Consider the following 26,705-nt stretch of genomic DNA (forward strand, 5'->3'; position numbering starts at 1 on the left):
GTTCTACGGTTTCCTATCCGCACGACAAGATCGTCCGCTGCAACTACGGCTATCGCCACAGTGAGACGCAATGCGCCGAGGGCGCTCGCCTCGACCATCCGGACGTCATGACCGCCATCTGCGGGCTTCCTTGAGGTGAACCATGTCCAATCACGCCCGCTTTTCCCTCGTCGCCCTGATCGCAGCGCTCGTTCCCGGGTGCCTCGACACGGGCGACTGCGACAACCAGCCTGCGCGTGGTGAGAGCGAAAAGGACGTCCCCCTGACGGAGCTGCGCGCTTCCCTCGGCGAAAACGGCACGCTCGAGCCTTCCGAGTGCGAGCGGCTCTGCACCGAGGCCTTTCGTTTCGAGAATTTCAACGTGAAGGGCGTGCATGACTGCGCCGTCGTCGACCCGCTCCCGCAAGCGGGCGCGGGCGGCGCCGCGGGTTCCGCAGCCGAAGAGAGCGTGACCATCCGCTGCGACATGACCACCGTGTACCTGTGTGAAGGAAGGCGTCACGCGAACTGGACCCACGGTGCGCGCGGGGGCGGGCGAGACGCGCTCGGTGCGTGGCTCGCCCGTGCCGCTTCCGCGGAGCAGGGCAGCGTGCACAGCTTCCTCGCGCTCCGCGAGGAGCTCGAGGCCTTCGGGGCGCCGAACCAGCTCTCCGAGCGGGCCCTCGGCGCGGCTGCCGAGGAGGTGCGCCATGCCCGAATGATGCGGATCTTGGCGCACCGCCGCGGCGGCCGTCCGGTGGACATCCCCATCGAGGCTCGAGCACGAGGCCGCTCTCTCCTCGAATTCGCTATCGAGAATGCGACGGAGGGATGCGTATTCGAAGCGTTCGCGGCGCTCGTCGCCGCCAACCAAGCCGTGCACGTGAGCGACGAGGACGTGCGCCACGTCATGTACGAAATTGCGCGCGACGAGGCGCATCACGGGCAGCTGGCCTGGGACATCCATGCCTGGTGCGCGTCGCAGCTCACGAAGGACGAGCTTCGTCGGGTAAGGCACGCCATGCGCCGCGCCTTCCGTGAGCTCTTGATGCAGAGCGCGCGCGAACGCGGGGAGGCTCTCTTCGCCGATGTTCTCGGGCTTCCCTCACCAGCCGTCGCAGTGCAGCTCGCACGCGCGCTCGCGCGCGAGGCGCTCTCAGCGCTTGGCCAGGGACTCGCAGACCAATCCGCCGATGGGGGCGCGCTCCGCGGTCAACCGGGCCTTCTCCTCGAATGAGTGTGACCGTCGTGCAACGCACGTCCGGCGACCTGCGGCTCGATCCACATCTGCACCAAGCTGATCGGACCGGCCTGCAAGGGCAGGATGGGGCTCGGCAGGGCTTCTTTCACTTCGCCCAGCAACAAGGCTTCGTTCACTTCCGCGCTCGAGCGCTGGTACTACGCCTTCAAGCACGGAGGGCTCGACGCCCTCCGTCCGGAGCCGCGCTCGGATCGCGCGACTTGAGGTGCCGCCGCCACGCGCCGGGGGCCATGCCGGCCCACTGCCGGAACGCGTGACTGAACGAGGCCTCGGACGAGTAGCCGGTGAGGCGCGAGACCTTCGCGAGCGGCGCGCCCTCGCGGAGGAGGACCGCGGCCTTCTGCATGCGGAGCCGCGTGAGGTAGCCGAGCGGCGGCTCGCCGACGAGCGCGGTGAAGCGCGCCGCGAAGACCGAGCGCGAGAGGCCCGCTTCCTTCGCGAGCGAGGCCACCGTCCACGGCTCCTCGGCGCGCCGGTGCATCGCGCCGAGCGCCGCGGCGATGCTCGGATCGCGGAGCGCGCCGAGGAAGCCGCCGCCGTCCTCGGGCAAGCGCGCGAGGTACGCGCGGAGGATCTGGATGAACATGACGTCCGCCATCCGGAGGAGGACGATCTCGGACCCGGGCCGGTTCGTCTCGATCTCGCGCGTGATGAACTGGATGTTCTCGAGGAACGACGGCACCGCCTGCTCCGCGTCGGGAGTCATCCGGATGAGCGGTGGCAGCGTCGCGAGGATCGGTGTCGCGAGCGGATCGTCGAGCACGAAGCCGCCCGTGATGAAGGTCGTCTCCGGGCCTTTCGTGCCGAGGTCGATGTGGATGACGTCATGGGTCGGGTTGGGGGCGCATCGCACGAGCTCGGCGAAGCTCCGGGGGGTGCTCCGCGGATGGTCGCGCAGCGCATGGGCGTGGCCGAGCGGAAGCACCGCGAGATCGCCGCCGGAGAGCGCGACGCGCGGCTCGTCCGTCTTGTCGACGCTGAGCCAGGCGCTGCCGCGCACCACGTAGTGGAACCGGATGCAGCTCTTGACCTCCGGCAGGGCGACGCCCCACGGCGCGCGCCCGACGGTGGAGACCCAGCGTGTCCGCCGCAGTCGAACCGGGGCAAGCACCGCGCTCAAGGCATCCATCGCTCGACAGCGTAATGGGCGCGGGCCGCGGCGTCCAAGCCGTGCGGACGATTTCGCAACTTTCCCAGACGCCTTCGCATGGTTCGTGCGGATCGCGAGCCGTATGAAGGACGCGTCGTTCTCGACGAAAGGAACATCATGTCCAGCAAGCTCGATCTCTCGAGGGAGTTCATCGGTCGCCGTGCCCTCGTCACCGGAGGCTCGCGCGGCATCGGCGCGGCGATCGCGCAGCGCCTCCTCGACGCCGGCGCCAAGGTCGCGGTCGCCGCGCGCTCGCGCAGCGACGTCACCCCCGCGGCGGCGACGTTCATCTCGGGCGACGTCCGCACGAGCGAAGGGGTGAAGGCGATCGCCGAAGAGGCGCTCGCGGCCCTCGGCGGCCTCGACATCCTCGTGAACAACGCGGGCGGGTCGCGCGGGTTTCTGGGAGGCTCCGCGACGATCCCCGACGAGGAGTGGCAAGACACCCTCGCGCTCAACCTCCTCGCCGCGGTTCGCCTCACGAACGCGGTCCTGCCGGCGCTCCGCGCCTCGAAGGCCGCCGCGGTCGTGAACATCTCGTCGACGGCAGCGACGATTCCGTACGGCCCGTTCGCGCACTACTGCGCAGCGAAGGCGGCGCTCGACACCTACTCGCGCACGCTCGCCGTGGAGCTCGCGTCGAGCGGCGTCCGCGTGAACGTCGTGACGCCGGGGCCGGTGGCGACAGCGAGCGCCGACGAGCTGCGGAAGACGTTCACCGACGGGATGGGCATTCCGGCCGACGCGTTTGTCCAGCAGGTGCCGCTCGGGCGCCTCGGCACCACCGACGACGTCGTGGAGGTCGTCACGCTCCTCGCGTCGGATCGCGGCAGGTGGCTGACCGGCGGGAACTACCGCGTCGACGGCGGAATGACGGCGCGCTGACGGTCAGGCCTTCATCGGGCTGCCGACCTCGCCATCCGCGCGGAAGTCATCCAGCGGCGTGACGAGGTAGCGCCGGCCGTCCTCGCGCGGCGGGGGCACGTGACCGGCGTCGACTTTCACCTGGACCGCCTGGAACAGGCTGCCGCCATGCATTCAGCCGAGCCGTGATGGCCGGCGGATGGTCGCAAGCGCGTTGCGCTGTTGTTGCTCAATCCGCGCAGGTGTGGTTCGTTGCGCGCCGCCGAGGAGCGCTGGAGCGTGGCGGGGGCGAGGCGCCGGCTTGTTCGCCTGGGGCGATCGGGGCTCAATGCCTCTTGGAAATCGCTGGCGGACGCCGCGCGCTGCCACCCTGGCATGAGCGCTGCAAACACGGGACACGGCTGAGCGTCAAACGGCGGGACCTTCGCGGCGTTCACAGCGACGCGCAGCGACCTCTCAGCCGGCGATGCCGCCCATCCCGGCGGCGCTGTTGCCTGGTTAGCCCCTATTCAACAAGAAGAACACGTGACCCGACCTTCTGCTCGCATGCCCAGCACACCTCTCTTTCCGAGGACGCCATGAAGAACGGTGGATGTAGTCTCCAATCCAGGATCTGGTCGCTCGCTCTAGCAGCGGTCGGCGCACTGTCCCTCGTCGCCTGTGGTGGGACGGATGAGAGCACCGCCGAGCCAGCGCTCGACGACGTGGGCGTGGCCTACCAGGGGCTGAGCTCCCATTGGGGCTGGGCCCACGCGGACCACACGAACCCCTATACGAACCGCTGCGTGAACGATGCCGCCAGGAGCATCAACGCGCTCTACGACCCGAACTATGTCATGGCCTACCGCAGCGGCAGCGACGCCTGCAGCACGTATGCGCCCACGACGGGCACCGGGCTCATTCACCACCAGGGCATCCAGCGGCTCGCGCGTGACTACAACTATTTCCTGGTGACGACCTCGGTTCAGGGGAACGCACGCCCGGGCTTCGAGGTCGTGCGCCTCGGATCGCTGAGCAACAACCCGTGGCTGCTGGGTCGGAATGCCTCTCCCTCCCGGCTCCCGTCCTGCAGCGACGCGATCGTGCACTACCAGTCCGACGACTCAGGGATGCCGTACGATCACTCGGGCGGCCTTCAGGTGAACGGCGAGTACGTCATCGTGCCTTTCGAAAAGAACGACGATGGGGCGACGGCGGGCTTTCGCATCGCCAGGCTGTCGAATCCCCTGAACCCCCAGTGGAGCCCGCTGGTCTTGCGAACGCGAGGTCAGACGGTCAATGCGGGAGCGGTGAGCCTCACGCTGCTCTCCTCTGGCCGCTACCTCGCGCTCGTCTTTGGCCACAACTCGGACGACGTCGAGGTGTTCGTGTCCTCGGAGGCGGCGATGCCCTATTTCGGCAGCTCGAGCTCCACCTGGATATCTCAGGCGAGCGTCTCGACGCCCTTTGGCGGCGCGGAATACCAGGGCTTGCAGCTCGTGACCCAGTGCGACGGGCAGCTCTTTGTCGCTGGCACGCACAGGAACAAATGGTTTGACGAGGACTGGGTCGACCTGTGGCGTGTGGACCTCAGCGCGACCTTCGTGCCTGGCTTCACCGAGGTGGCCAGCCGACACATGTCCTGCAGCAGCTCGGCCACGGGCAACAAGCGCTACTGCGCCTTCGATGCAGGGGCCGGGATCTATGTGGATCCCGACGGCGAGATCCTGCTTTATGGGGTGGAGCACTACAACGACGCCTACCCGGGCACGACACGCGCGGTCAAGGTGCGCGAGTTTCCGTAGGCTCCGTCAGCGAGTCGACCCGAGCGGCGGGCTCGACGTTCGGCCCCAGCTTGCTCACCGCGCCTCGCTGGATGGCTTCACCTTGCACGCGGCGACACGCGCCGGCGCGCACCGTGCCGCGTCGAGGGAGGCGCCCTTGCGCTACGTCCTGCGGCCCCCGATCGCGCAGGAGCGCGTCGAGCTGCAACGGGACGGCCTGGTGCGGCTGTCGCTCGAGCGCGCCTTTGCCGACGGGACCTGAGTCGGGTCGCCGGCCGCAACCTGGGTCAGGTCGCCGTGCCACCGCTGATCGGCCAACCCGGGTCGGGCCACCATCCGTCATAACGTTTAATAATCCGCTATAGTAGACATGCCGTATGACGGCGAAATGCTCGGAGTGGCCGCTCGCGCGGCTCGGGGTTCAACGGTGGCCGCACGCACCCTGAAGCTGGGCGCGTTCATGCGCCCGGTCAGCATTCACACCGGCGCCTGGCGCTACCCAGGGGCCTACCCGGACGCGAACTTCAACTTCGCGCACCTCAAGCGCTTCGCGCAACGCCTGGAGCAGGCTCGCTTCGACGCGTTCTTCATGGCGACAGCCGGCCAGAGCGGGCGCGAACGCGCGATCGCGCTGGCGCGTCGAGAAGGGCTGACGGTGCGGCAGCTCGCGCAGCGCCTCGGCGGCTTCGGGGGGCTCGCGTTCGTCGGCACGCCCGGGACCATCGCGGACCAGATGGAAGAGTGGCTGGTCCAGGACGGCTGCGACGGCTTCAACATCATGTTCCCCTACTTGCCGGGCGGCCTCGACGATTTCGTCGATGGCGTCGTCCCCGAGCTCCAGCGCCGGGGCCTGTTCCGGCGTGAGTACGAAGGGCGAACGCTGCGCGAGAACCTGGGGCTCGCGCGGCCCCCCAACCGATTCTTCCCGACCCCCGCCGCGATCGAGCCTCCGTAGCGCGCCGCGGGGCTCGGAGAGCGCGGGCTCGGTCGATCCAGAAATCGACCGAGCCCGTGTCGGGTTTTCCTCTCCGTTCACGGAAGAGGGTTGAAGCGCGTGGAGCGAGGGGCATCGGCGCCCCCACCGCCCGCGCGTCCGACCTCACCCTGCAACGAATGTTCCGGGAGGACCTCCATGCGACAATTCACCTTTCTGGCTCGCCTCTCTCCCCTGGCCCTCACCCTCCTGGCCGTCGCGGGCTGCGGGGACCTTGCCCCAGAGACCCAGGCGGATCCTTTCATTGACCCCGAGCCGGGCGCCGCGGAGCCCAGCGACCCGGCCGCGAAGCCCACCGATGTCACGACGGGCCCTGTCATCGCTCTCACGTCCATTCGACGCGAAAAGGCCCCTCTGCTCGCGGAGCTCATGGACGGCGCCCCTTCGAGGTTCCGGGCGGACCTCATCGCGGATCCGAGCCCCGCGAGCCGCGTGGCAGAGGCGTCCGCCGTGCTCATCGACGCCGAGGCCGCGAGCGCCGACGACATCCGCTCCTACGGGTCCCTGCTCCGGGCAGCGCGCCTCGCGGGGGTGCCTGTGATCCTCGAGAACGCGCGCGACGCCGAGAAGGTCGCGCTGGCGCTGGGCATCGGGATGTCCGCGCAGGTCGTCTACGCGGCGCCCAGCCCGGGCGGCCAGCGCTTCGACGTGCGCGTCTTCGGCGACGTCACCGGCGAGGAGACCGAGGAGCACAGCTCGGTGCGCTTGCCGGCCTCCGCGAAGGCGACGTACGCCCGGATGACCGCGGACGAGCGGGCCGAGCTCGGAAAGAAGCTCGAAAGGAGCGAGGCCGAGCTCGACGCGCTGTTCGACGCGGCGCCCGAGGCCGAGCCCATCACCATCGACGCAAAGCCCCGGATCGCCTCGAGGTCCGAGGTCGCGCAGACGGCGTTACCCGCCCGGGGCGAGCTCCTCGCCGAGATCAAGGGCCTGCTCGCGGACCACAAGGCCCACGCGCTCGCGCAGCTCGTGACCGAGCCTCTGCCCGAGGGCACCTACCGCTCGTACAACGTGACGCCCACCTCCATCACCTGGGAGTGCGGCGACGACGGCCAGCGCTCCGTCATCGACCGCAACTTCACGGTGACGCTCCTCGCCTCCAACGCGCCGGAGGGCAAATACGTCGTCTTCGCGGGCAATGGCACCCAGTACAACCCCGGCGGGCTCAAGTGGAACTCGGGGAACAACCGCGGCTACTTCCAGGAGACCCTCCAGCACTCGATTCGCCCCCTGTCGGCGGGGCTCTCGCCCTACGCCCACAGGCCCCACTCGGCCAACGAGTCCTCGACGTTCACCACGTCGAACGGGTTCTCGGTCGGCGGGGGCGTGGGCGTCGATGGGCCGTCCACGAGCTTCAGCTTCGATGTGAGCGAGCAGGCCTCTCAGTCCTTGAACGACTTCGACGTGATCGATTTCTCCTCGGGTTCGATCTTCGGCTGGCAATACAGGCTGGCCTCGGTGAGCGGGCATTCTTACAAGAAATGGGAGGACCTCCACAACGACACGTGGGGCGGCCTCTACGGCCTGCCCAACCTCGCCAAGAGCACGCTCACGGAGGAATACGAGGGTATCTACGCGGCGAGCCTCCAGGATCAGTCGCTTTACCCCGTGGAGAACGTCAACCTGCAGTCGGTGCGGCACACCTGGGTCTCCCACGATTACGTCCTCTGGGAGGAGATCAAGACCACCTCATGCGGGAAGGCGGCCGGCTCCGTCGTCACCGTGGACCTGAGCTCGGTCAACGTGGCCAAGCTGGGCACCATCCCCTTCAGAGAGACGTTCGATCAAGGCGTCGCGCCGGGCGTCTGGACCGTGATCAACGAGGGCATCACCGACAGCTCGTCGAGCTGGAAGGGGGTAGGCGGAGCGGCGACCGAGACGGGCGGCGCGTTCGATTACCCCCAGACCGCGGCCGACGGAGCTGTCGACATGCGCGGGACCTACCTCGTCGCGCCCCGCACGGCCTTCGGGCAGGGAGCGCTCTCGGCGAAGATCTACGCGGGCGACCCCGACGGCTTCGGCCTCATGTACGCCATCAACGACACCGGCTCGAGCTACTACCGGGTGATGTTCGACGCGAGCTTGAGCGTCGCGCGCCTGGTCCGGGTGGACGACGGCGTCTTCACCGAGCTCGCGGTCAACACGAGCTATGTGCCGCCGCAGAACGCATGGATGACGGTGCGGGTCGAGCGCGAGGGGACGACGCACCGGATCAAGGTCAATGATCAGGTGGTGCTGGCGGTGTCAAGCGAGGTGACGTACGCGTGGGGTTCGGTCGCCCTGTTCTCGTGGGCGATGAGCGACGTGCGCTTCGACGACGTGACGATCACGACCCTTTGACGCGATCCTGAGACGCCTGGGCGGCTCGGGGCGCGGGCTCGCGCCGCCACGGCAGGATCGCGGTCGCCAGCGAACCCAGCATCGCCGCGGCGTAGATCCCGGACGCGCGCGCCGGCAGGACCGCCGTCCCCGCAGGGGCGATCTCACGAGCGCTCAGGCGCCTGCGAGGAGCCCCGGGCATTTCACGTTGACGGCCGCGCACGCCGCGGGTTGCGGCGAGAAGTCGTCGATGGACGACGCACACGTGATCGCCTCGAAGGCGTCGCCCGTGGCGATCATGCAGGCCTTGAGCTCCGCGACCGTGGCGGTGCACCCCGCGAAGCCGGCCGTGTCACACGAACCGGCCGACTCGGGCGCCTCCGGAGCGCTGATGCAATCCGCCCTGGCGGTCTCGCAGTCCGCTCCATCCACGACGCTGGCGAGCACCCCGGCGAGGTCGCACAGGTCCTCCTTCGAGAGCTCGAGTGACCCGGCGACGTCGTCGCACACCTGCTGGGCCTCTGCGGCCGTCAGCTCGCCGAGCTGCTCGCCGTCGAGAGCATCCCCGCCGCCGGTGTCGGTCCCGCCACCGGTGTCGCTTCCGCCGCCGGTATCGGTCCCGCCGCCGGTATCGGTCCCGCCGCCGGTATCGGTCCCGCCGCCGGTATCGGTCCCGCCGCCGCTGTCGCTTCCGCCGCCGGTATCGGTCCCGCCGCCGCTGTCGCTTCCGCCGCCGGTATCGGTCCCGCCGCCGGTATCGCTTCCGCCGCCGGTATCGCTTCCGCCGCCGCTGTCGCTTCCGCCGCCGGTATCGGTCCCGCCGCCGGTGTCACTTCCGCCGCCGCTGTCGCTTCCGCCGCCGGTGTTGTCGTCGGCTTTGCCCCCATTGCTCCCCTCGCCATCGCCGCATGCCACGAGCGAGAGCGAGAGCGAGAGGCCGGCCATCAACAATCCAAAAATCTTCATCCGTATCATCGGGCCCCCATCAACGAGAATGTTCACCTGCGTGTCTACGCGGCGCTCGAGGACGGCTCCGCCGAAGGATGCGAGCGGAGCTGCATCGTCGATCGGGCAGGCGCGCAATGCGTGAACCTACCACAACCAGGATTGAATTCTCCTTCCCCCCTCCGCAAATTGGTCGCGCTGGCACGCCAGGGCCGGCGGGGACGGGCGCATCGTCGAGGCGTTCGGTCTGGGACGACGCAATGGCGTCTCCAGCGCTCCATGCCATTCGACCGGTGTGGATGCAGCTGGTCCTCGTACAGGACGGATACCGGAGGGCAAGCCTTGCACCTCGGCGCCAGCCCTCTTCGATGTACAGACTCGCCAGCATCTGGATGACAAGGAAAGGCTTTGATGAAAGCCCGCTCCGCCCGTCCGCCTGGCTTGTTCCTGTTACGCTATCCTCGTGGTTCCTGCGGCTGTCCCGATTGACGCATTCATCTCCTATGCGGCATCACGAGGCCTTCGAGCGCCCGGGACGGCGCCGCGCATGTGGGCACAGGTGCGCCACACGGCGCCCCATCTGAGGGGCTGCCACGAACTACCATGGTTGATATAGATCATGGCTTGGACATGCCCCTCATCACGCGCCCTCGGCTTCGACCCATCACGGCGCTCACGGCGCTCACGGCGCTCGCCTGCCGGGAGGTGCCGCGCGCTGCCCCAGGAGCTCGCGGGCCCACCGCACGAGGTCGACGACGTGCTCGCCGCCGCCGACGCCCTGGCCAGGCTGCCCCATGTGCACCCCGATCGCCTCCATGTCGCAGGATTTCACCTCCGTCCCGGAGGCGATGAGGCAAAGCATCGAGTTCTTTCGCGAGCAGCGGTGACCGCCGCCGTGGCGTGCCTCCGGCACCCCGATGCGCCCCATGGCGCGCTCTGCGCCGCGCGGAGCCCGCTCTTTCGATCCATGAACGAGGCGTCGCGACGCGCGCGGTCCCGCCACTTCGGTTCGCCGCGCCACACTTCTTCACGCAGCGATCCGACTTCTTTTACCTGCGCGCGGACGCCGCGCTCGAAACGGGTGACTTCCCGCCGGGCCCAGGCGACGCCCAATCAAGATTCTCGGAGCCGTTCCTGGCTCGTGCAGTCCGACTGTACGAGCTCATTGACAGAGCCCGCCTTATGCGGCCAGGCAGGTCTTCCACGCATAAAACTCCTGTAATTACCGATATTTATCACCAAACGGCGAGCATCTTACCGTACAGCTGTACCCTGCTGCTGTCGTTCACTGACGTCGGCTCCGCCGAGACCTGCGTAGGATTGTCTCGGCGTTGGGCGGCATGGGAATTCATTCAATGCGCCGGCCACCTGCTGCGGTCGGAAGCGGTTCGTGGTACGAACGGCTCTCGGAGTGGGAGCGCCAACGGTTCCAGCGCATGGGCCAAGCAGCTTCCAATCCGTGTCGAGGAGGAAGCCGTGCATCGAGCTTTACTTTGTCCTTTTCCCGCCACGCCGCCTCACCTGCAGGCGGCACAGCTCGCGAACGATTGCCTCGAATGGACTCGCAAGTGCGGCCTGCTCCCCGATGAATCGCCACGAACGCTCGACAAGGTGCGCAGCTATTCGGCGCTCGCCGCGCATTGTTACCCCGATGCGCATTTCGAGAGGCTTCGGGCGATTTGCGACTACTACAGCTGGCTCTTCTTCTTCGATGATGTGTGCGAGAACACGTCGCTGAACGGCGCCGAACCGAAGGCTGTCTCGAGACTGCTGTTCGATGTGTACGGGGTGCTGCGAGGGCCCACGGCTGCCGCTGGGCATGCGCCATTTGCCCAAGCATTGGCGGACATCTGGCGACGCATCGGCGATGGTTGTCCTGGGTTCTGGCGGCGGCGCCTCATCCGCCACGTCGAAAACTACATCGATGGCTGTGTCTGGGAAGCGCAAAACCGCCAGCTCGACCGCGTACCCAGCCGCGCGGTGTTCGAGGGTATGCGCATGCACACCTCCACCATGTACGAGTTCTGGGACTTCATCGAGTATGCCGGCGATCTGTTCTTGCCGGATGAGGTCGTAGAACATTGAGGCCGTCGGCGGCCCGCCCGATCCGCTCGAAGATCTCGCCCATTTCCTCGTCGGAGGTGTCGTGCTCGACCCCGACATACTCGCGCAGCTCCGCTGTGTACCCGGCGCGCCGCAGCTCGGCGATCGAGGCGCGCGCGCCTTGGGCCGGCACCGCCAGGTCGGAGGCGCCGTGGAAGGCCGTGACCGGCGGGAGCGTCGCCGGGCGCGGCTCCGAGCTCAGCGCCGCCGACGGGTAGAGCGACGGCGGGAGCAGGCCGCTGATGGGGAAGGCGGCCGCCAGCGCCTCGGGGTGGGTGACCGCCAGGGCGAAGGTCATGATGCCGCCCTGCGAGAAGCCGGTGACGAGGGGCTTGCCGACAGTGGGGCGGGCGGCGACCAGGGCGACGAGCGCGGCGGCGATCCGATCGGCTTCCCGTGTGACCACGGGGGCTGCGACGTCCTCGCGGACGGAGTCGTACCAGATGTACATCCCGCCGCTCGGGTGGCCGTACGGGAGGATGAGCCGGGCGCGGCGGCGGTAGCGCCGGAGCATATGCAGGAAGTCCGCGGGATCCCCGCCCATGGGGTGCAGCGCGACGATCATCGGCACCCGCTCGTCGGGTCGCGCCCCGCCCGTCATGTGCTCGAGGTAGCGCACGCCCGCGATCTCGCCCCGGGTGGTGCTCCCCCGCGCTCCCGCCGGCGGCGGAGGCGCGACCGGCCCCGCTGACGGCGTCTCCGAGGACGGACGCGCGGCCGAAGGCCCCGCTGGGGGCGCCGGCGCCGGCTCGCGGCTGCACCCAGGCCCCGCCAGGAGGACAACGCCGATGGAGAGGAGCAGGCGCAAGCGAAGGGGATCGGCCGGCGGGTGGCGCATCGGTACAACCGTACTCCGATCGCGGGGGCGACGCCGCGCGTAGATCCACGCGCGGCCTCTTGCGTTCGTCCGCAGAGTCGACTGCGCTGCAGGGCTCCACTGGCGGGGTTCGATCATGGGGAATGACGAGCTCACGCCCCGCAGGCCGCACGACACCCTCGGCACGTGTTATGCTGGCGTCCTGCATGCGCGCGGTTCGAGTCGTTTCCTGGTGCGCTGTGTCCGCTCTCGTGGGGCTTCCTGCGTGCGGTCAGCCGCGCGCGTTCGAGCGGCCAATACCTCCCGCAGCGGAGGCCGCGCCCTCGATCGACGCGCGGCCCGCAGCGTCGGCCCCCGCACCCGACCCGACGAGCTTGCCCCCTGCCAAGCTCCCACCCCTCGTCTCGGTGCGCGGCACGTATCGGCTCGCCGGCGAGATCAAACCCTATCGAGCCAAGCCTGCAATCGCTCTGCTCGACGACGAGCGCGCGCTCATCACCGGCGGCCATGTCTCGGATGCGCACTGGAGCCAGGTCACCTCGGAGTCGGCCTTGATCGTGGACGAAGATCTGCAGTCGGCGCATCCCGCGACCTCCATGCACCAGGCGCGCGCCGAGCACACCGCCACCAAGCTCTCCGACGGCCGAGTGCTGGTTGCAGGCGGCACGCGACTGGAACGCGTGACGGTCGATCCGCCGGCCCTCGCCGGAGTCGAGAACTTCGACCCGAAGACCGGGACTTGGACGGAGGCGGCGCCGATGCACGAGGCCCGCCGGCGTCACGAGGCGATCCTGCTCCGTGACGGTCGCGTGCTCGTCGCAGGTGGAAGGGACCGGGGCGACGTCGCGCGCGGCGCCGAGGTCTACGACCCGCGCGCCAATCGCTGGTCGGCGCTCACCGACTTGTCTCGGGCAAGGTTCTACTCGGCGCTGGTCGAGCTGCGCGACGGCCGCGCGATCCTCATTGGCGGAAATGTCTATGGCGCTGGAGCGATCGACAACGTCGATATCTTCGACCATCGCGCACAGCGTGGAAGGCAGTCACCCCCCTGCCAAAGCCGCGATGGGCACACCAGGCCGTTCTTCTCCGCGACGGTCGGGTGCTCGTGGCAAACGGGGCCCATTGGTTGGGCGACGCCACGCGCTGCGATATCTACGATCCGGGGCGCGACCAATGGACCACGACAGACCAGCCGGACGTTCGCACGGATTCGTTCTTGGTCACCCTGGGCGACGGGCGCGTGCTCTACACCGGCGGGATGAAGCCCGCGTTCCAGGACGCGAGCGGGACCATTCACCCTGCCGAGGCGCTCACGAATGGATTCGCCTACCGGCTTCGATCTCGACGAGACCGCCGTGGGCACCCGCGTTGTGCATACCGAGCGCTTCCGCTTCTTCGCGCCGTGGCGCTGGGTGATGGATCCGTTCCTGCGTGAATGGCTGGCGAGGGACGTGCGCGAGGAGATGGGGCGGCTGAAGACGCTGATCGAGGCAGAGCACCTCGTGCGCCCGGCGCAGCGCGCGTCCCCGATGAACGACGTGAAACCGACTCGTTGACCGCAGGACTTCACGAACGAGAAGCTCGGAGGCCCGTGTCCACACCGCAACGGTCGCGGGCGCCCGCCGTCACGACGCGCCGCGAACCGCGACGGCGGCCGTTTCGACGAGCTCAGTAGGGTACAGCTATACGGTAGGATGCCTTGCTTGGTGCTACGTCGCGGTGATTTCAGGCGTGGAAGACCTTCCTCATCGCAAAGGCACGTCCCGCCAATGAATTCATACAGTCGGGCTGAACGATCCAGAAGCGGCCATGTGAACGTTGACTTTGTGAAACCGCGTTTGCTTGTCCTATCCGTTTGCGTCACTGCAATCTCGACGCGCGAGCGCCGAGGTGGCCGCTGCGGTTCGGAGGAGCAAAGATGAAACTTTCTCACATTTGGGTGGTGGGCGTCGCAGTGGGCGTCTCGCTGGCTTTCGGAGCAGGCTGCTCCGGAACCGGCGATGACGGCGGAGCCGGAACGAGCAGCAGCGGCACGGTCAGTCCTCCAGGTTCGGGCGGCGTCACATCCGGCGGAGGAGCGGGCACCGGCGGAGGAGCAGGCACCGGCGGGGGTGAGGTCGGCGGCAATGGCGCAGGCGGAAGCGGAAGTGCAACCAGCGCGGGCGGCAGTACCGCGGATGGCGGGGCTACCTCGGGTTCGGGCGGTGAGACGGGTGAAGGCTCCGGCGGGGCCGCGCCCATCGATTGCGATTCCGATGGGGCAGTGATCACCTACCCTACCCTCCCCGGCGCCCCTGAGAGCCCGCTCTATACGGTGACGGCCAACGGGGCGACGCAATTCGTCGAAAAGATGACCAAGTTTGGCCAGGAGATGCAGGTGCACTACGCCCACTTCGGCGTGGCGAGCGGCTGCAAGGCGACCGTCGCCGTCACGGTGAACGGCGGCTTCAACTCCTACACCTTGAGCCCGAAGAGCCGAATGCTGTCGGCGACCAAGAGCGGTGACACGCTCACCTTCGACAGCGGGCCCAACTACTTGATTCTGCAGATCGCCTCGAAGGAATTGCTGTTCATCCTGATTGACGACCAGGAGGTCGATCCGCCGAAGCTGGGCGATGCCGACGTGAAGAACCTCGCAGACTACGACGTGGACAACACGGGCGCTGCGCTCGTCACCTCCAAGGTGCAGTCCGCCATCGATGCTACCGCCGGATCCGCGCAGAACATCCTGTACGTGCCTCCCGGACGCTACAAGACCGGGGAGCTGTGGCTGAAGAGCGACATGACATTGTATCTGGCGGCCGGCGCCATCCTGGACGGCTCGACCAGCACGGGCGACTACAATCGCACGGGCGCACCGGCCGTCGAGAACACTTCCCACGGCGTGGTTCACATGAACAAGGTGAGCAACACGAAGATCCTCGGTCGGGGAGTGATCGACGGCAACGGTTCGAGGATCCGCGGCACCGACAACGATACACCCTCTTTCAAGATCAACACCCTCCGGATCGACGACAGCACGGACGTGCTGGTCGACGGCATCGTCGTGCGCGATCCAGTCTTCTGGAACACGCTGATCTTCGACAGCGACAGGGTGACCATCCAGAACTTCAAGGTGATCAATCGCCGTCCCACCACGACAGCCTACAACCAAACCGACGGGGTGGATTTCGACTGCTCCACGAACGGCAAGCTCTACAATGCCTTCATCTACAGCGGCGACGACAGCATGTCGCCGAAGCGCGAGGAAGAAGGCAAGCTGGACACCAAGGGCATCCTCTATGAGAAGGTGGTCGCCTACAGCAACTCAGCGGCGACGAAGATCGGGACCAAGACCTACGGTCAGCTGATCGAGGATATCACCTTCAAAGACATCGATGTCGTCAAGGCCGGCCGGGCCCTCGGGATCAACGCGGACGACACCGCTGTCATCCAGAACATCACCTGGCAGGACGTCAGGATTGAGACGGTCGACGACAAGATCATCGACTTCGAAGAAGATGCGACGGCGACCTGGCGCAACGCTCCCAACCGGGCCACGGTCAAGGAAGTGTTCATCAACAATGTCGCCTCTGCCGTGAACAAACAGATCTACATTCACGGCAAGTCGAGCACCGTGAACTTCAATGGGATTCACTTCGACAATTTCACCATCCAGGGCAACAAGGTCACGAGTCGAAACGGCTGGAACGTGAACCAGTACGTGTCCAACATCACGTTCAAGTGACAAACGCCGAAAGCCAGCTCCTCCTGGGTTGGCTTTCCCAGACACTCGTTGCGTGGGCAGGCAGCGCCTGTTGCTCGCGCGGGCCAGGTGCTCGGGGACGCCGCGTAGCCGCAAGAACATCCCGGGCCAGGCCAACTCCCGGAGGGCGATGTGTGCCCGCAGCACGCCGATGCGCCCCTTTGCACGCTCTGCGCCGCACGGGGCCCGCTGTTTCGACCCATCCATGGGCACGCCGAAGGACCGTCGTGCCCGTAGGGGCGATCTCGCGCAATGCGTGAACCTACCACGAACAAGATTGGATTCTCCTTCCAACCCTCGGCAAATTGGTCGCACGGGCCGGCCAGGGCCGGGGCCAGCCCTCTTCGATGTACGGACTCTCTCCTCTCCACAGCATCTGGCATACCGGGCGCGTCGGGGTCGGCAGCGACCGGGACGCCGAGATGAAGGCCCGCCCCGGTGCGGCGCACCCACCTCCCCTCTCTCGTCTTCCACTCGGCGTCACGAGGCCTTTGAGCGCCCGGAACGGCGCCGCGCGTGTAGGCACAGGTGCGTCCACAGGACGCCTCATCTGAAGGGCTGCCACGAACTACGATGGTTGATATAGCTCATGGCTTGGACATGCCCCTCACCACGCGCCCTCGGCTTCGACCCATCATCGCGCTCGCGGCGCTCGCGGCGCTCGCGGCGCTCGCCTGCCAGGAGGTGCCGCGCGCTGCCCCAGGAGCTCGCGGGCCCACCGCGCCAGCTCGCACCGAGCCGGCGCCGGCCGCGCCGATCGCGGCGGAGACCGCCGAGCCGGCGCCGGAGCCCGCGTCGCTGCCCCCGGTCTCCCCAGGGCTCGAGCTGCAGGACGAGCCTTATGCAGAGGCGCGCGCGAAGTTCAAGACCAAGCTCATCTCCACGGATCCGGCACCTCAGAGCTACCAGAACGTCCCGCCGCCCCCGGGCGCGCGCGAGATATCCTACCTCTCCGGCGGCCTCAAGCTCAAGGCATGGGTCAGCGAGCCCCCGGCCGACGGACGCCGCCTGCCCGCGGTCCTGTTCCTGCATGGTGGGTTCGCCTTCGCCCTCGATGACTGGGAGATGGCGGCGCCCTATCGCGACGCGGGCTTCGTCGTCCTCATGCCCATGCTCCGAGGAGAGAACGGCCTCCCCGGCGGGTTCTCGATGTTCTTCCACGAGGTCGACGACGTGCTCGCCGCCGCCGACGCCCTGGCCAGGCTGCCCCATGTGCAACCCGATCGCCTCCATGTCGCAGGCCATAGCGTGGGAGGGACACTCACCCTCCTCGCAGCGATGGGATCCGACCGGTTTCGCGCCGCCGCGTCGTTCTCCGGGTCGCCCAACCAGATCGACTGGTCCTCGGGTCAAACCAGGCTCATCCCTTTCAGCCCGTACGACATACGGGAGTTCCAGATCCGCTCGCCGGTTGCCTATGCGACGAGCTTTCGGTGCCCGGTGCGGCTGTACCACGGGCTGTCCGGCGGGGAGCACTTCTTCGGCCCCGCGAGCCAGCGGCTCGCCCTCCTGGCGCAGCGCAGCGGGCTCGACGTCAAGGTGGTGCCGGTCGCAGGGGATCATTCCACCTCCGTCCCGGAGGCGATGAGGCAAAGCATCGAGTTCTTTCGCGCGCAGCAGTGACACCACCGGGACGCCGGCGTCCGGGAGGTCATCCCCCAGGATGCCATCGCGATCGAGCCTCCGATGTTTCGTCCCCGATTCCAGCCATGCGCCGGCGGCGTGACGCTCAGTCGTCCGCGCCCCTGCCGCGCAGCACGCGGGCGAAGAGCGATCGCAGCGTCCCTATCCCGAGGAGGCGGACGAAGCCGAGCGTCCCGGCCACCGCGGAGAGGACGAGGAGCCACAGCGGCCCATGGAAGAGGCACGCTCTCCAGAGTGGCCATGCCCCCGGCATCGCGAGCCGCGCGAGCTCGAAATCGAAGGCGGGCAGCGTCTCCCGCTGAAAGATCCCGATCACCAGGCCGACCGGCGTGAGGACCAGCGTCAAGAACGCGAGCACCTGGTTCAGGAGATCCGCCCGCCGGTCCGAGAGGTACTCGTCGATCTCGGTGATCTCCGCCTTCACCTCGTCGAAGAGACCCCCGATGTCGAGCGCCGCGCGCAGGCCGCAGTAGAACCGATCGTGCCGCTCCTCCGAGCTGATGTGGCCGACGCTGAACCTCGCGGTGTACTGGAGCAGCGACAGCCGCATCCGACCGAAGACGCGCGCGTCGGGACGGCTCGAGAGGCGGGCGCACTGGCTCGACAGGTTCAAGAGGAAGAGCCGCTCGTGCTCGACCAGGATCCATTTGTACACATATCGTTCGAGCACGGCCATGTCGAACTGCCCGAGCTGTCCTGGCGGGTCGAGCGGCCAGAGCAGCCATGTCACCCCGATGGGCGAGAACAGGCAGAGCTCCCGCGCGGAGGGCTCCCACATCGCCTTGTGCCCCTCGATGCGGCAGTCCTCCTGCGAGGGCTCGATCGGCTGATCGCTGCCGTGCGAGAGCCGCAGGCGGTAGCGATCCGCCGGGCCCGGCATCGCCTCCGTGAAGAGGACGTTCACGGCCATGGGGTTTGGCCAGCTGCCGATCGGCGCCTCGACGGGCAGGCCTGGCACGAGCAGCGTGAGCCAGTCCCGCAGCGTCGTGCCCTTGATCGCGGCCTTCTCCGCCATGGCGACGAGCGGGTGCGGCCGCGTCTCGCCGTCTCGCCCCGCCTTCCGCCGGGGCATGCGCTCCGGCAAGAGGTGGTTGTACCCCCGCCGCACGACCGCCGTGTAGAAGTCCTGGAACGCGCCCAGCGTGAGCGTCGTCGGGCGCACGCCGAGCACCACGAAGACATGGCCTGTCTCGATCACGTAGAGCCGCGGTGGGACCACGACCTTGAACGGCATGCCCGGATCGCTGCCCCTCTCGGACGGCTTCTTCTGGACCGGAGCCCTCGATTCGTCCCCGTCCGCTTCATCCGCGGAGGCAGGCGCGGCGGCCCTCCGCGGCTTCGGCGGGCGCTCGAAGACCCAGCGCGCGCGTGGGTCGAACAGGTTGCCGAGCGGGGCTGTGGGCTCGTAGGCGCGGAGGAGGCGACCGCCCTGCACCTGGACGTTCAGGTGCGGGAGCAGCGTGGGATCGTCGATGCGCTTCGGGCGAAAGTTGCCTTCTGCGAGGAGTCGGCGCTCGAACGCCTCGAGATCGAAGGCGCCCTGCTCGCTGTCGGGGTGCCGGTAGGAGACGATGAGGAACAGCGTCGACCGCTGTCCGATGGGAGCCTCGCCGGCGGTGAGGGGCGCCTCGTCGAGCGGCTCAGCGGGGAGCATGGCCCTTCGCAAGGACACGGCGCATCGCGCCGGATCCCGCCGGACGCCCCTCGCGATCGGGCACACCGATCCACGCGCGGCAGGCGGAAGATGGAGCCGCGCGCGGGGTTCGGGCGCACGTGGACATGAAAGCCTTCATTCGAGGCGAATACTACGTGCCGTTGGCCTGCGGAGCACAGATTTCGGCTGGCCGACGTGTTCTACCACAGGACCCTCCCTCACCCGGGGATGACCCTGTACCAGGGACGACCGCGCGGACACGCGCAGTCCCGCCATCTGCGCGTCCCGAGCGACCGCCGCCCCCCGCGCGGTCCAGCGGAGCGCTGGACGGGGACTCTGCTGGTTCTGGCGCACTCGACAGGGGCAGCCGTGGACGAGCGCTCATGCGGCGGCGTGCGTGCTGGGCATCGCGCGCGGCGAGCTCGATCCACACCGGGCTGCGCAACTGGCAGAACCTCCAGGAACAGGGGCGCTTGCAGACGTTCTACCACGCCTTCGTAGAGGGCTACGAGGAGGACCCCACCGGCACCGAGACCTTGAAGAGCGTGCTCGGCGTGAAAGATCTCGCCGCATTCCAGGCGCGCGGGGAGAGAGAGGTCCTCACGCTCCCCGACCCTTGACTCGAGCGTCTGCGGCCCCCCGATGCGCCCCTTGACGTGCGCTGCGCCGCGCGGGCCCGCTCTTTCGACCCATGAACGAGGCGTCAGGCGAACCAGGGTCAGGTTGCCCCAACCACGGGGTCGCCGCCTGCGTTATGCGCTACGGCCGCGAGCGGACGCAGAGGACGTGCAGCGTGCTCTTCAGGGTAAAACTTGCCGTGGCCGCGGTCGCCTCGGCGGTACCGGTGGCAAAGTCGAGCATCCAAGCCGAATTCGAGTCGGTGGCCTCGAGCGACGAGGTCCAGAAGATGATATGCCCGGATACCGCTGCTGGAAAGCTGGGGAAGGCGCTTTGGTCGATCCATGGACCATTTGGCTTTGAGTCGAAGATGAGAGTATGCAGCTCCTTCAAACTGGGAACTCGAAAACCACCCCCATCCAATTGCAACCCTGCACACATCGAAGCGGCATCAGCGTAAGTTTGCTTGCTCGTTGCTCGCGTCCAAGTGAGGCCGGTGCCCAAGTCCCGCGCCAAGTCAGGTGTGAGCTCGTAGCGACTGCCGTCGCTGTCGGGGACCCCTCCCCCGCGAACGCACCGCACCCTGTCCGGGCCCGCGCTGGTGGGCGATCGCACACGAAGGCCTCCATCGCTGCCAAGGCGAAAGAGCCGCTCAGGGTTTCCCGACCGCTTTTCCCGGCCGAAGCCGACGCCGTCGGTTGGCCAGCCTCGGGTGCGGAGCCGGCGGGATGAAGATGGGGTCTCACCGTCGAGACCATTCCCCGTCGCAGAAATTGCGTGCGGCTGGTAGAAACGAGGGATGGCTGCGCTTCGATCGGATTTTCGAAGAATTGACGTCCGACGAGCAGGAGGCAATTCCAATCGATTGGCGTGTGCGGTGGGCGAGCGCCTCCTGTCGCGAGACAACCATCCGCTGAAGCACAGAGAGCTGAAGTTCACAGGCGGAGCGTGGGCCGACTTCGAGCTCTTCTCGGTTCGCTGAAGCCAGCCACCTCGGCTGGGGTCGCGTGGGTCAGCTCAGGGCCGCGGTGAGCTTGGCCAGCTGTGCAACGCCCTCCTGGAGCGTGATCGCCCGCGTGCCGAAGCGTCCGGTGTAACTCGAGTCGTCCACGAGGTAAGGTTGTTCCCATTGTGGCAGCATCTCCACGATGCCGCCCGCCGACCTGGACAACAGGCCTGCCACGCGCAGGAGCCAGCGTTTGGCCACGATCGGGCGCACCGCCACGTGCATGGCATGGGCCACCGCTTGCACGAGCTCGCGCTGGCTCACGTGGATGACCGGCGCATGAAACACCCTGCCCTCCACATCGTCGCCCGCGAACGCCAGCTTGATGAGGCCGTTCACCACGTCGTCGCGATGCGTGAAGGCGTGCGGCGCGTCGGGGTCGCCGATCAGCATCGGGCGCTTCCCGTTCTTGAGCCCGCGCAGGCCGTCGCGCGTGAGCAGGGCGCTTTTGAGATCGGGCCCCCAGAAGTCGCTGGCGCGGAAGATCACGGCGCGCAAGATGCCCGCGCGCTGCGCTGCCGTGTACAGGTCGGCGATCTGCATGCGGATCTTACCCTTCTCGGTCTCGGCCGCATGGCGCGTGTCGGGCGAGAGCGGGCCCTCGCGCAAGGTGTACAGGTAGAGCGCGTCGAGCAGCACCAGGCGCACACCGGCGCGGCTCGCACCCGCGATCAGGCCACGGTGGAGCGGAGGCAAGGTCTCGGCCCAGACGTCGGCGTCGTAGGTGGCGGGATTGACCGCGGCGATCATGGCGTGCGCACCACGCGCGATCTCCGCGAGCGCCTCGCCATCGCGAGCGTCGACCGAACGGTGCTCCACGCCCATGGGCATGGAAGCGGGCTTCGTGCGGCTGCACCACGTGACCCGGTGGCCATCTGCGGCCAGTTGCTCCACCAGGGGCGTGCCGATCTGGCCAGCGCCGACCACCACGATGTGCCTGGGGCTCTCCGTTTCTCTGCGCTTCGACATGGGAACCTCTCCTCGGTCCTCAACATGTCCTGCTCTCGAGCATGCCGACAATCGATTGTCGGCCTATCATGTATGCTTACAAAGCATGGATGCCCCCGTCGACCTCTTGCCTGCCCTGCTCGCCCTGCTCGAGACCGAGAGCGTCACGCTGGCCGCTCGCCGCATGCGCGTCGGCCAGCCCGCCATGAGTCGCACGCTCGAGAAGCTGCGCCAGGCCACGGGCGACGAGCTGCTCGTGCGCACGGGCAGAAAGCTCGTGCGCACCCGGCGGGCCAGCGAGATCTTGCCCGAGGCGCGCTCGCTCCTTTCGGGCGCCCAGCGCGTGCTCGGTCCACCCAGCGCGTTCGTTCCGCACACGGCCCAGGGCGTGGTCACGTTCGCGCTCGGCGACGACATGCAGGCCGTCCTGGCGAGCCATTTGCTCGAGCGCATGCGCGCGGCGGCGCCCGGGCTCGACATCCGCGTGCGTCCGCTGGTGCTCGAGAGCGCGCACGAGGCCGTGCGCGGCGTGGTCGATCTGGCGGTGATGCCCGACCTGCGGGGGCAGGTTCGCATTCCCATGCTCGACGAGCTGGTGATAAGCGCGCAGTACACGCGCCGCTTCGTCACGGTCACACGCAAGCGTAAGAAGCTCACGCTCGAAGCGTTCCTCGCGGCCGAGCACGCGCTGGTGTCGCCAGGCGGCGAAGAGGGCGGCTACGTCGACGACGCGCTGCGCGCCCTGGGCAAGCGCCGGCGCGTGGCGGTGACGGTGCCGGGCTTTCAGGCAGCCATCACGCTCGTGCGTGAGCTGGATCTGGTCGCCACGCTGCCCGACGACATCGTGCGCGTGCTCGCTCCCCGTCTGCACCGTCAGGCCTGTCCCGTGAGCACGCCCGAGCTGCCCATGTGCGTGGCCTGGGCCCGGCGCTTCAACCAGGACGCGCGTCACCGCTGGCTGCGCGAGCTGGTGAGCGAGGTGGTGCGCGAGCTCGGCCGCGGCTTTCCCGGGCGCGCGGAGTGACGAGCGAGCGGCTTCGAACGGCGCCCCGCGGCGGGAGGTGCTACCCCCTCGCCCCACCGTGAGCCACCGCGTTCCGCAAGAGCAGCCCCCCGCCCCGCCCTCCCCCGGCGGCCGGACCTCGTCCCCGCCCGCGTCGGGGGGCCCGGTCCGCTTTCCCGAGGAGCTGCCCATCTCGGCGCGGGTGCGCGACATCGCCCGGGCCATCGAGGCGCACCAGGTCGTGATCGTCGCGGGCGAGACCGGCTCGGGCAAGACCACGCAGCTCCCCAAGATCTGCCTGGCCATGGGCCGCGGCCTCTCCGCGCGGATCGGCGTCACCCAGCCGCGCCGCATCGCCGCCACCAGCGTCGCGGCCCGCGTCGCCAAGGAGCTCGGCGTCGAGCTCGGCAAGGAGGTCGGCTACAAGATCCGCTTCTCGGACAGGACGAGCCCGGCCACCTACGTCAAGTACATGACCGACGGCATCGTCCTCGCCGAGATCCAGGGCGATCCGCGGCTCTCGGGCTACGACACGCTCATCATCGACGAGGCCCACGAGCGCAGCCTCAACATCGACTTCCTGCTCGGCTACCTCAAGCGCCTGCTGCCGAGGCGCCCGGATCTGCGCGTCATCGTCAGCTCCGCGACGCTCGAGACCGACCGGTTCGCGGCCTACTTCGACGGCGCCCCGGTCATCGAGGTCTCCGGCCGCACGTACCCCGTGGAGGTCATCCACCGCCGCCCGGAGAGCGGAGAGGCCGAGGTCGCCGACGCCGTCGCCGCCACGGTCGAGGAGATCACCTCGATCGATCCGCGCGGGGATATCCTCGTCTTCCTCCCGGGAGAGCGCGAGATCCACGACACCATGGCCGAGCTCACGCGCCACGGCCTGCCGCACACGACGCTGCTGCCGCTCTACGGGCGGCTCCCTCAGGGCGACCAGCAGCGCGTGTTCCAGTCCTTGCCGGGGCGGCGGATCGTGCTCGCGACCAACGTCGCGGAGACGTCGCTCACCATCCCGGGCATCGTGTACGTCATCGACTCCGGGCTCGCCCGCGTCAACCGCTACAGCCCGCGCACGGGCGTCACCCAGCTCCAGATCGAGGCCATCTCCCGCGCGAGCGCCGATCAGCGCAAGGGGCGCGCGGGCCGCGTGCAGAGCGGCGTGTGCTTCCGGCTCTACGACGAGCAGGACGACAGGTCGCGGCCCGCGTACACCGATCCGGAGATCCTGCGCGTCGGCCTCTCGGGCGTCATCCTCCAGATGAAGGCGCTCGGGCTCGGCGCCATCGAGGATTTCCCCTTCCTCGACGCGCCGTCGAAGCGCGCCGTGGACGAGGGCTACCGGGTCCTCGAGGAGCTCGGCGCGCTCGACGGCGCGGGCGAGCTCACGGACATCGGCAGGAAGCTCGCGCGGCTGCCGCTCGACCCGCGGCTCGGCCGGATGGTCCTGGGCGGCGAGAGCGAGGGGGCGCTCGCCGAGGTGCTGATCATCGCCGCGGCGCTCGGCGTGCAAGATCCGCGGGAGCGGCCGCTCGCCGCCCAGAAGCAGGCCGACGACGCGCACAGGAAGTTCAAGGACGAGGCCTCCGATTTCGTGGGGCTCCTGAAGCTGTGGAGCTTCTACCAGGACGCGCAGGGCCGGCTGACCCAGAACCAGCTCAGGAAGGCCTGCCGCGACCATTTCGTCTCGTACCTCCGCATGCGCGAGTGGGCCGACGTGCACCGGCAGATCAGCCGGATCACGAAGGAGATGGGGTTCTCGCCGAACGACGCGCCCGCGAAGGGCGACGCCATCCACCGCGCGCTCCTGCCCGGTCTGCTGAGCCGCATCGGCATGTGGAACCAGGAGAACAAGGTGTACCTGGGCGCCCGGCAGACGCGCTTCCAGCTCCACCCGTCGTCGGGCCTCGCGAAGAAGCCGCCCGCGTGGATCATGGCCGCCGAGCTGGTCGAGACGTCGCAGCTCTTCGCCCGGATGGCGGCGGCCCTCGATCCCGCGTGGATCGAGGCCGCGGCCGGGCCGCTCTGCAAGCGCAGCCACAGCGACCCGCACTGGGCCGCGAAGCCGGCGGCGGTGATGGCCCGGGAGCAGGTGACGCTGTACGGGCTGCCGATCGCGCGGGATCGACGGGTCGACTTCGGGGCGATCGACCCGAAGTCCGCGCGCCAGATCTTCCTCGTCCACGCGCTGGTCCGGCAGGAGTACGCGACGCGCGCGCCGTTCATGGAGGCGAACCGGCGGCTCTTCGAGGAGGTCAGCCGGCTGCGCGACAAGGCGAGGAGGAGCGAGATGCTGGCCGACGAGCACGCGCTCGAGCTCTTCTTCGACCGGCGTGTGCCCGAGGGCGTCTACAACGGCAAGACGTTCGAGGCGTGGCGGAAGGAGGCCGAGGCGGAGGACCCGCGGGCGCTCCACCTGTCGCTCGCCGACGTGCTGCTCGACGAGGCCGCGGAGCTCACGCCCGAGCGCTTCCCCGATGCGCTCGATCTCTACGGCGCCGCCGTGCCGCTCTCCTACCGCTTCGATCCGGGCGAGGACGACGACGGCATCTCCCTCTCGCTGCCGCTCGTGCTCCTGCCCCAGGCCGATCCCGACGAGCTCGAGTGGATGATCCCCGGGTGGCACGCCGAGAAGATCGCGCAGCTGCTCGAGTCGCTGCCGAAATCGCTCCGCAAGGCGCTCGTCCCGCTCGCCCCCCTCCGCGAGGTCGCCCGGGAGATCGCGGCGGAGCTGCGGCCGTTCCAGGGCCCGCTGCGGGCCGCGCTCGCGCGCGCGGTCGAGGACCGCACCGCCGAGCGCGTGCCCGAAGGCGCGTTCCGGCCCCAGGATCTGCCGCCGTACCTGCGCTTCTATTTCCGCGTGCTCGACGAGGACGGCCGGGTGATCGGCGAGGGGCGCGAGCTCCGCGAGCTCAAGGAGCGGCTGTCCGGCCGGGCGCGCGAGGCCTGGGCGAGGGTCGGCAAGGCGGGCCTGGAGCGGGAGGGGCTCACGTCGTTCAGCGTCGAGGCGCTGCCCGAGCGCGTCCAGGTCGACGCCGGGCGCCACAAGGTGTTCGGCTACCCGGCGCTCGTCGACGGCGAGACGTCCGTGTCGGTGCGCGTGCTCGCCTCGAGGGCCGCGGCGGCCGAGGCGACGCGCGCCGGGCTGCGGCGGCTCCTCTTGCTGCAGCTCGGGGGCAAGATGAGCCAGCTCGAGCAGCCGCTGCGGAGCGCCGTGGCCGTGAGCGGCCTCGCCGCCAAGGTGGCCCCGGGCGAGCCGGGCCTCGCCCGGCAGATCGCGCTGCGCGCGCTCGACGAGGCGTTCCAGCTCGGCGATCCCGGCGCCTTTCCGAGGACGAAGGCCGCGTTCCAGGCGCGCCTCGACAAGGGCCGCGGGTCGCTGCAGGGCGTGCTCGGGAAGCTCGCGGGGCTCGCGCGGGAGATCGGCGTCGAGCTCGACCGCGTGCAGGCGATGCTCCGGTCGATGACGGGCAAGCCGGGCGCATCGAGGCCGGCGCTCGACGACGTGCGCACGCAGGTCGACTTCCTGCTGCCGGTCGGGCTCTTCTCGCGCGCCCCGGTCGACCGGCTCGCGCACCTGCCCCGGTACCTGCGCGCCGCGCAGATCCGGCTCGAGCGGCTGCCCAACGGGCCGCAGAAGGACCAGAGCAAGGCCGCGCAGGTGCTGCCTTTCTGGCAGGACTACCTCAAGCACCAGCAGGGGCTGCGCGACAAGGGGGTGCCCGCGGAAGAGCTGGAGTCGTTCCGCTGGCTGATCGAGGAGCTCAGGGTGTCGCTCTTCGCGCCCGAGCTGAAGGCGGCCGTCCCTGTCTCGCCGCAGCGGCTCACGGAGCAGTGGAAGCGGCTGCTGGGATAGCCGCGCAGGGACGCGCTCGATCCCAGCCCCGAA

At 68.7% G+C, this 26,705-nt stretch carries 20 protein-coding genes and 1 pseudogene; 13 read left to right on the forward strand and 8 right to left on the reverse strand.

Annotated features, from left to right (window positions below; genetic code table 11):
* The first annotated feature begins 142 nt into the window (after positions 1 to 142).
* Positions 143 to 1,216, forward strand: a complete 1,074-nt coding sequence (locus tag WMF44_RS33975) for a ferritin-like domain-containing protein (protein ID WP_437294201.1) — start codon at positions 143 to 145, stop codon at positions 1,214 to 1,216.
* Between the two features lie 169 nt (positions 1,217 to 1,385).
* Here the strand turns inward: WMF44_RS33975 and WMF44_RS33980 are convergent, their stop codons facing one another.
* The gene (locus WMF44_RS33980) at positions 1,386 to 2,369 is read right to left on the reverse strand and encodes an AraC family transcriptional regulator (protein ID WP_437294202.1); all 984 of its coding nucleotides are present in this window, start codon (positions 2,367 to 2,369) and stop codon (positions 1,386 to 1,388) included.
* A gap of 138 nt (positions 2,370 to 2,507) precedes the next feature.
* Between WMF44_RS33980 and WMF44_RS33985 the strand changes: the two genes are divergently transcribed.
* Positions 2,508 to 3,275 carry an SDR family oxidoreductase gene (locus tag WMF44_RS33985; protein ID WP_437294203.1) on the forward strand — a complete coding sequence of 256 codons (768 nt, stop codon included), beginning with the start codon at positions 2,508 to 2,510 and terminating at the stop codon, positions 3,273 to 3,275.
* A gap of 3 nt (positions 3,276 to 3,278) precedes the next feature.
* On the opposite strand, the gene WMF44_RS33990 is transcribed toward WMF44_RS33985, so the two are convergent.
* Positions 3,279 to 3,428 (reverse strand): hypothetical protein, encoded by a 150-nt coding sequence (locus WMF44_RS33990; protein ID WP_437294204.1) that lies wholly within the window; start codon positions 3,426 to 3,428, stop codon positions 3,279 to 3,281.
* 404 nt (positions 3,429 to 3,832) lie between these two features.
* On the opposite strand from WMF44_RS33990, the gene WMF44_RS33995 reads away from it, so the two are divergent.
* The 3 genes and pseudogenes from WMF44_RS33995 (at position 3,833) to WMF44_RS34005 (ending at position 8,351) form a co-directional block, all read left to right on the forward strand.
* Entirely contained in the window at positions 3,833 to 5,038 is a 1,206-nt protein-coding gene (locus tag WMF44_RS33995) for a hypothetical protein (RefSeq protein ID WP_437294205.1), read from the forward strand.
* A 577-nt stretch (positions 5,039 to 5,615) separates the two neighbouring features.
* Positions 5,616 to 5,972, forward strand: a pseudogene (locus WMF44_RS34000) (LLM class flavin-dependent oxidoreductase); the annotation flags it as partial.
* A 177-nt stretch (positions 5,973 to 6,149) separates the two neighbouring features.
* Positions 6,150 to 8,351, forward strand: a complete 2,202-nt coding sequence (locus WMF44_RS34005; protein ID WP_437294206.1) for a hypothetical protein — start codon at positions 6,150 to 6,152, stop codon at positions 8,349 to 8,351.
* A gap of 153 nt (positions 8,352 to 8,504) precedes the next feature.
* Here the strand turns inward: WMF44_RS34005 and WMF44_RS34010 are convergent, their stop codons facing one another.
* Positions 8,505 to 9,296, reverse strand: a complete 792-nt coding sequence (locus tag WMF44_RS34010) for a hypothetical protein (protein ID WP_437294207.1) — start codon at positions 9,294 to 9,296, stop codon at positions 8,505 to 8,507.
* Between the two features lie 661 nt (positions 9,297 to 9,957).
* The gene (locus WMF44_RS34015) at positions 9,958 to 10,137 is read right to left on the reverse strand and encodes a hypothetical protein (RefSeq protein ID WP_437294208.1); all 180 of its coding nucleotides are present in this window, start codon (positions 10,135 to 10,137) and stop codon (positions 9,958 to 9,960) included.
* A 614-nt stretch (positions 10,138 to 10,751) separates the two neighbouring features.
* Between WMF44_RS34015 and WMF44_RS34020 the strand changes: the two genes are divergently transcribed.
* A complete protein-coding gene (locus WMF44_RS34020) occupies positions 10,752 to 11,360 on the forward strand; it encodes a terpene synthase family protein (RefSeq protein WP_437294209.1) in 609 nt (202 codons plus the stop codon).
* Here the strand turns inward: WMF44_RS34020 and WMF44_RS34025 are convergent.
* Positions 11,308 to 12,216 carry an alpha/beta hydrolase gene (locus WMF44_RS34025; protein WP_437294210.1) on the reverse strand — a complete coding sequence of 303 codons (909 nt, stop codon included), beginning with the start codon at positions 12,214 to 12,216 and terminating at the stop codon, positions 11,308 to 11,310. The genes WMF44_RS34020 and WMF44_RS34025 overlap by 53 nt on opposite strands.
* Before the next feature lie 386 nt (positions 12,217 to 12,602).
* Here WMF44_RS34025 and WMF44_RS34030 point away from each other — a divergent pair, with 386 nt between their 5' ends.
* From WMF44_RS34030 to WMF44_RS34045, 4 genes are all read left to right on the forward strand, one after another.
* On the forward strand, positions 12,603 to 13,457 hold the full coding sequence (locus tag WMF44_RS34030; RefSeq protein ID WP_437294211.1) for a Kelch repeat-containing protein: 855 nt from the start codon (positions 12,603 to 12,605) through the stop codon (positions 13,455 to 13,457).
* Positions 13,458 to 13,511: 54 nt separating this feature from the next.
* Entirely contained in the window at positions 13,512 to 13,751 is a 240-nt protein-coding gene (locus tag WMF44_RS34035) for a hypothetical protein (RefSeq protein ID WP_437294212.1), read from the forward strand.
* Between the two features lie 362 nt (positions 13,752 to 14,113).
* Positions 14,114 to 15,922, forward strand: coding sequence for a glycosyl hydrolase family 28 protein (locus WMF44_RS34040; protein WP_437294213.1), 1,809 nt, complete (start codon positions 14,114 to 14,116; stop codon positions 15,920 to 15,922).
* 618 nt (positions 15,923 to 16,540) lie between these two features.
* Positions 16,541 to 17,563 (forward strand): alpha/beta hydrolase family protein, encoded by a 1,023-nt coding sequence (locus tag WMF44_RS34045; RefSeq protein ID WP_437294214.1) that lies wholly within the window; start codon positions 16,541 to 16,543, stop codon positions 17,561 to 17,563.
* 106 nt (positions 17,564 to 17,669) lie between these two features.
* Here WMF44_RS34045 and WMF44_RS34050 read toward each other — a convergent pair whose 3' ends face one another.
* On the reverse strand, positions 17,670 to 19,238 hold the full coding sequence (locus tag WMF44_RS34050) for a hypothetical protein (RefSeq protein WP_437294215.1): 1,569 nt from the start codon (positions 19,236 to 19,238) through the stop codon (positions 17,670 to 17,672).
* A 383-nt stretch (positions 19,239 to 19,621) separates the two neighbouring features.
* Between WMF44_RS34050 and WMF44_RS34055 the strand changes: the two genes are divergently transcribed.
* Positions 19,622 to 19,858, forward strand: coding sequence for a hypothetical protein (locus tag WMF44_RS34055; RefSeq protein WP_437294216.1), 237 nt, complete (start codon positions 19,622 to 19,624; stop codon positions 19,856 to 19,858).
* Between the two features lie 139 nt (positions 19,859 to 19,997).
* Here WMF44_RS34055 and WMF44_RS34060 read toward each other — a convergent pair whose 3' ends face one another.
* Positions 19,998 to 20,795, reverse strand: a complete 798-nt coding sequence (locus WMF44_RS34060) for a DUF1566 domain-containing protein (RefSeq protein ID WP_437294217.1) — start codon at positions 20,793 to 20,795, stop codon at positions 19,998 to 20,000.
* A 73-nt stretch (positions 20,796 to 20,868) separates the two neighbouring features.
* Positions 20,869 to 21,831 (reverse strand): NAD(P)H-binding protein, encoded by a 963-nt coding sequence (locus WMF44_RS34065; RefSeq protein ID WP_437294218.1) that lies wholly within the window; start codon positions 21,829 to 21,831, stop codon positions 20,869 to 20,871.
* On the opposite strand from WMF44_RS34065, the gene WMF44_RS34070 reads away from it, so the two are divergent.
* Both WMF44_RS34070 and hrpA read left to right on the forward strand, forming a co-directional pair.
* Positions 21,794 to 22,834: a LysR family transcriptional regulator gene (locus WMF44_RS34070; protein ID WP_437294219.1), complete on the forward strand. Its 1,041-nt coding sequence runs from the start codon at positions 21,794 to 21,796 to the stop codon at positions 22,832 to 22,834. The two genes, WMF44_RS34065 and WMF44_RS34070, sit on opposite strands and share 38 nt — an antisense overlap.
* Before the next feature lie 58 nt (positions 22,835 to 22,892).
* The gene (gene hrpA, locus WMF44_RS34075) at positions 22,893 to 26,672 is read left to right on the forward strand and encodes an ATP-dependent RNA helicase HrpA (protein ID WP_437294220.1); all 3,780 of its coding nucleotides are present in this window, start codon (positions 22,893 to 22,895) and stop codon (positions 26,670 to 26,672) included.
* Positions 26,673 to 26,705 lie beyond the last annotated feature (33 nt).

This window comes from Sorangium sp. So ce426 (assembly GCF_051475585.1).
GTDB classification, from domain to species: Bacteria; Myxococcota_A; Polyangia; order Polyangiales; family Polyangiaceae; genus Sorangium; species Sorangium cellulosum_B.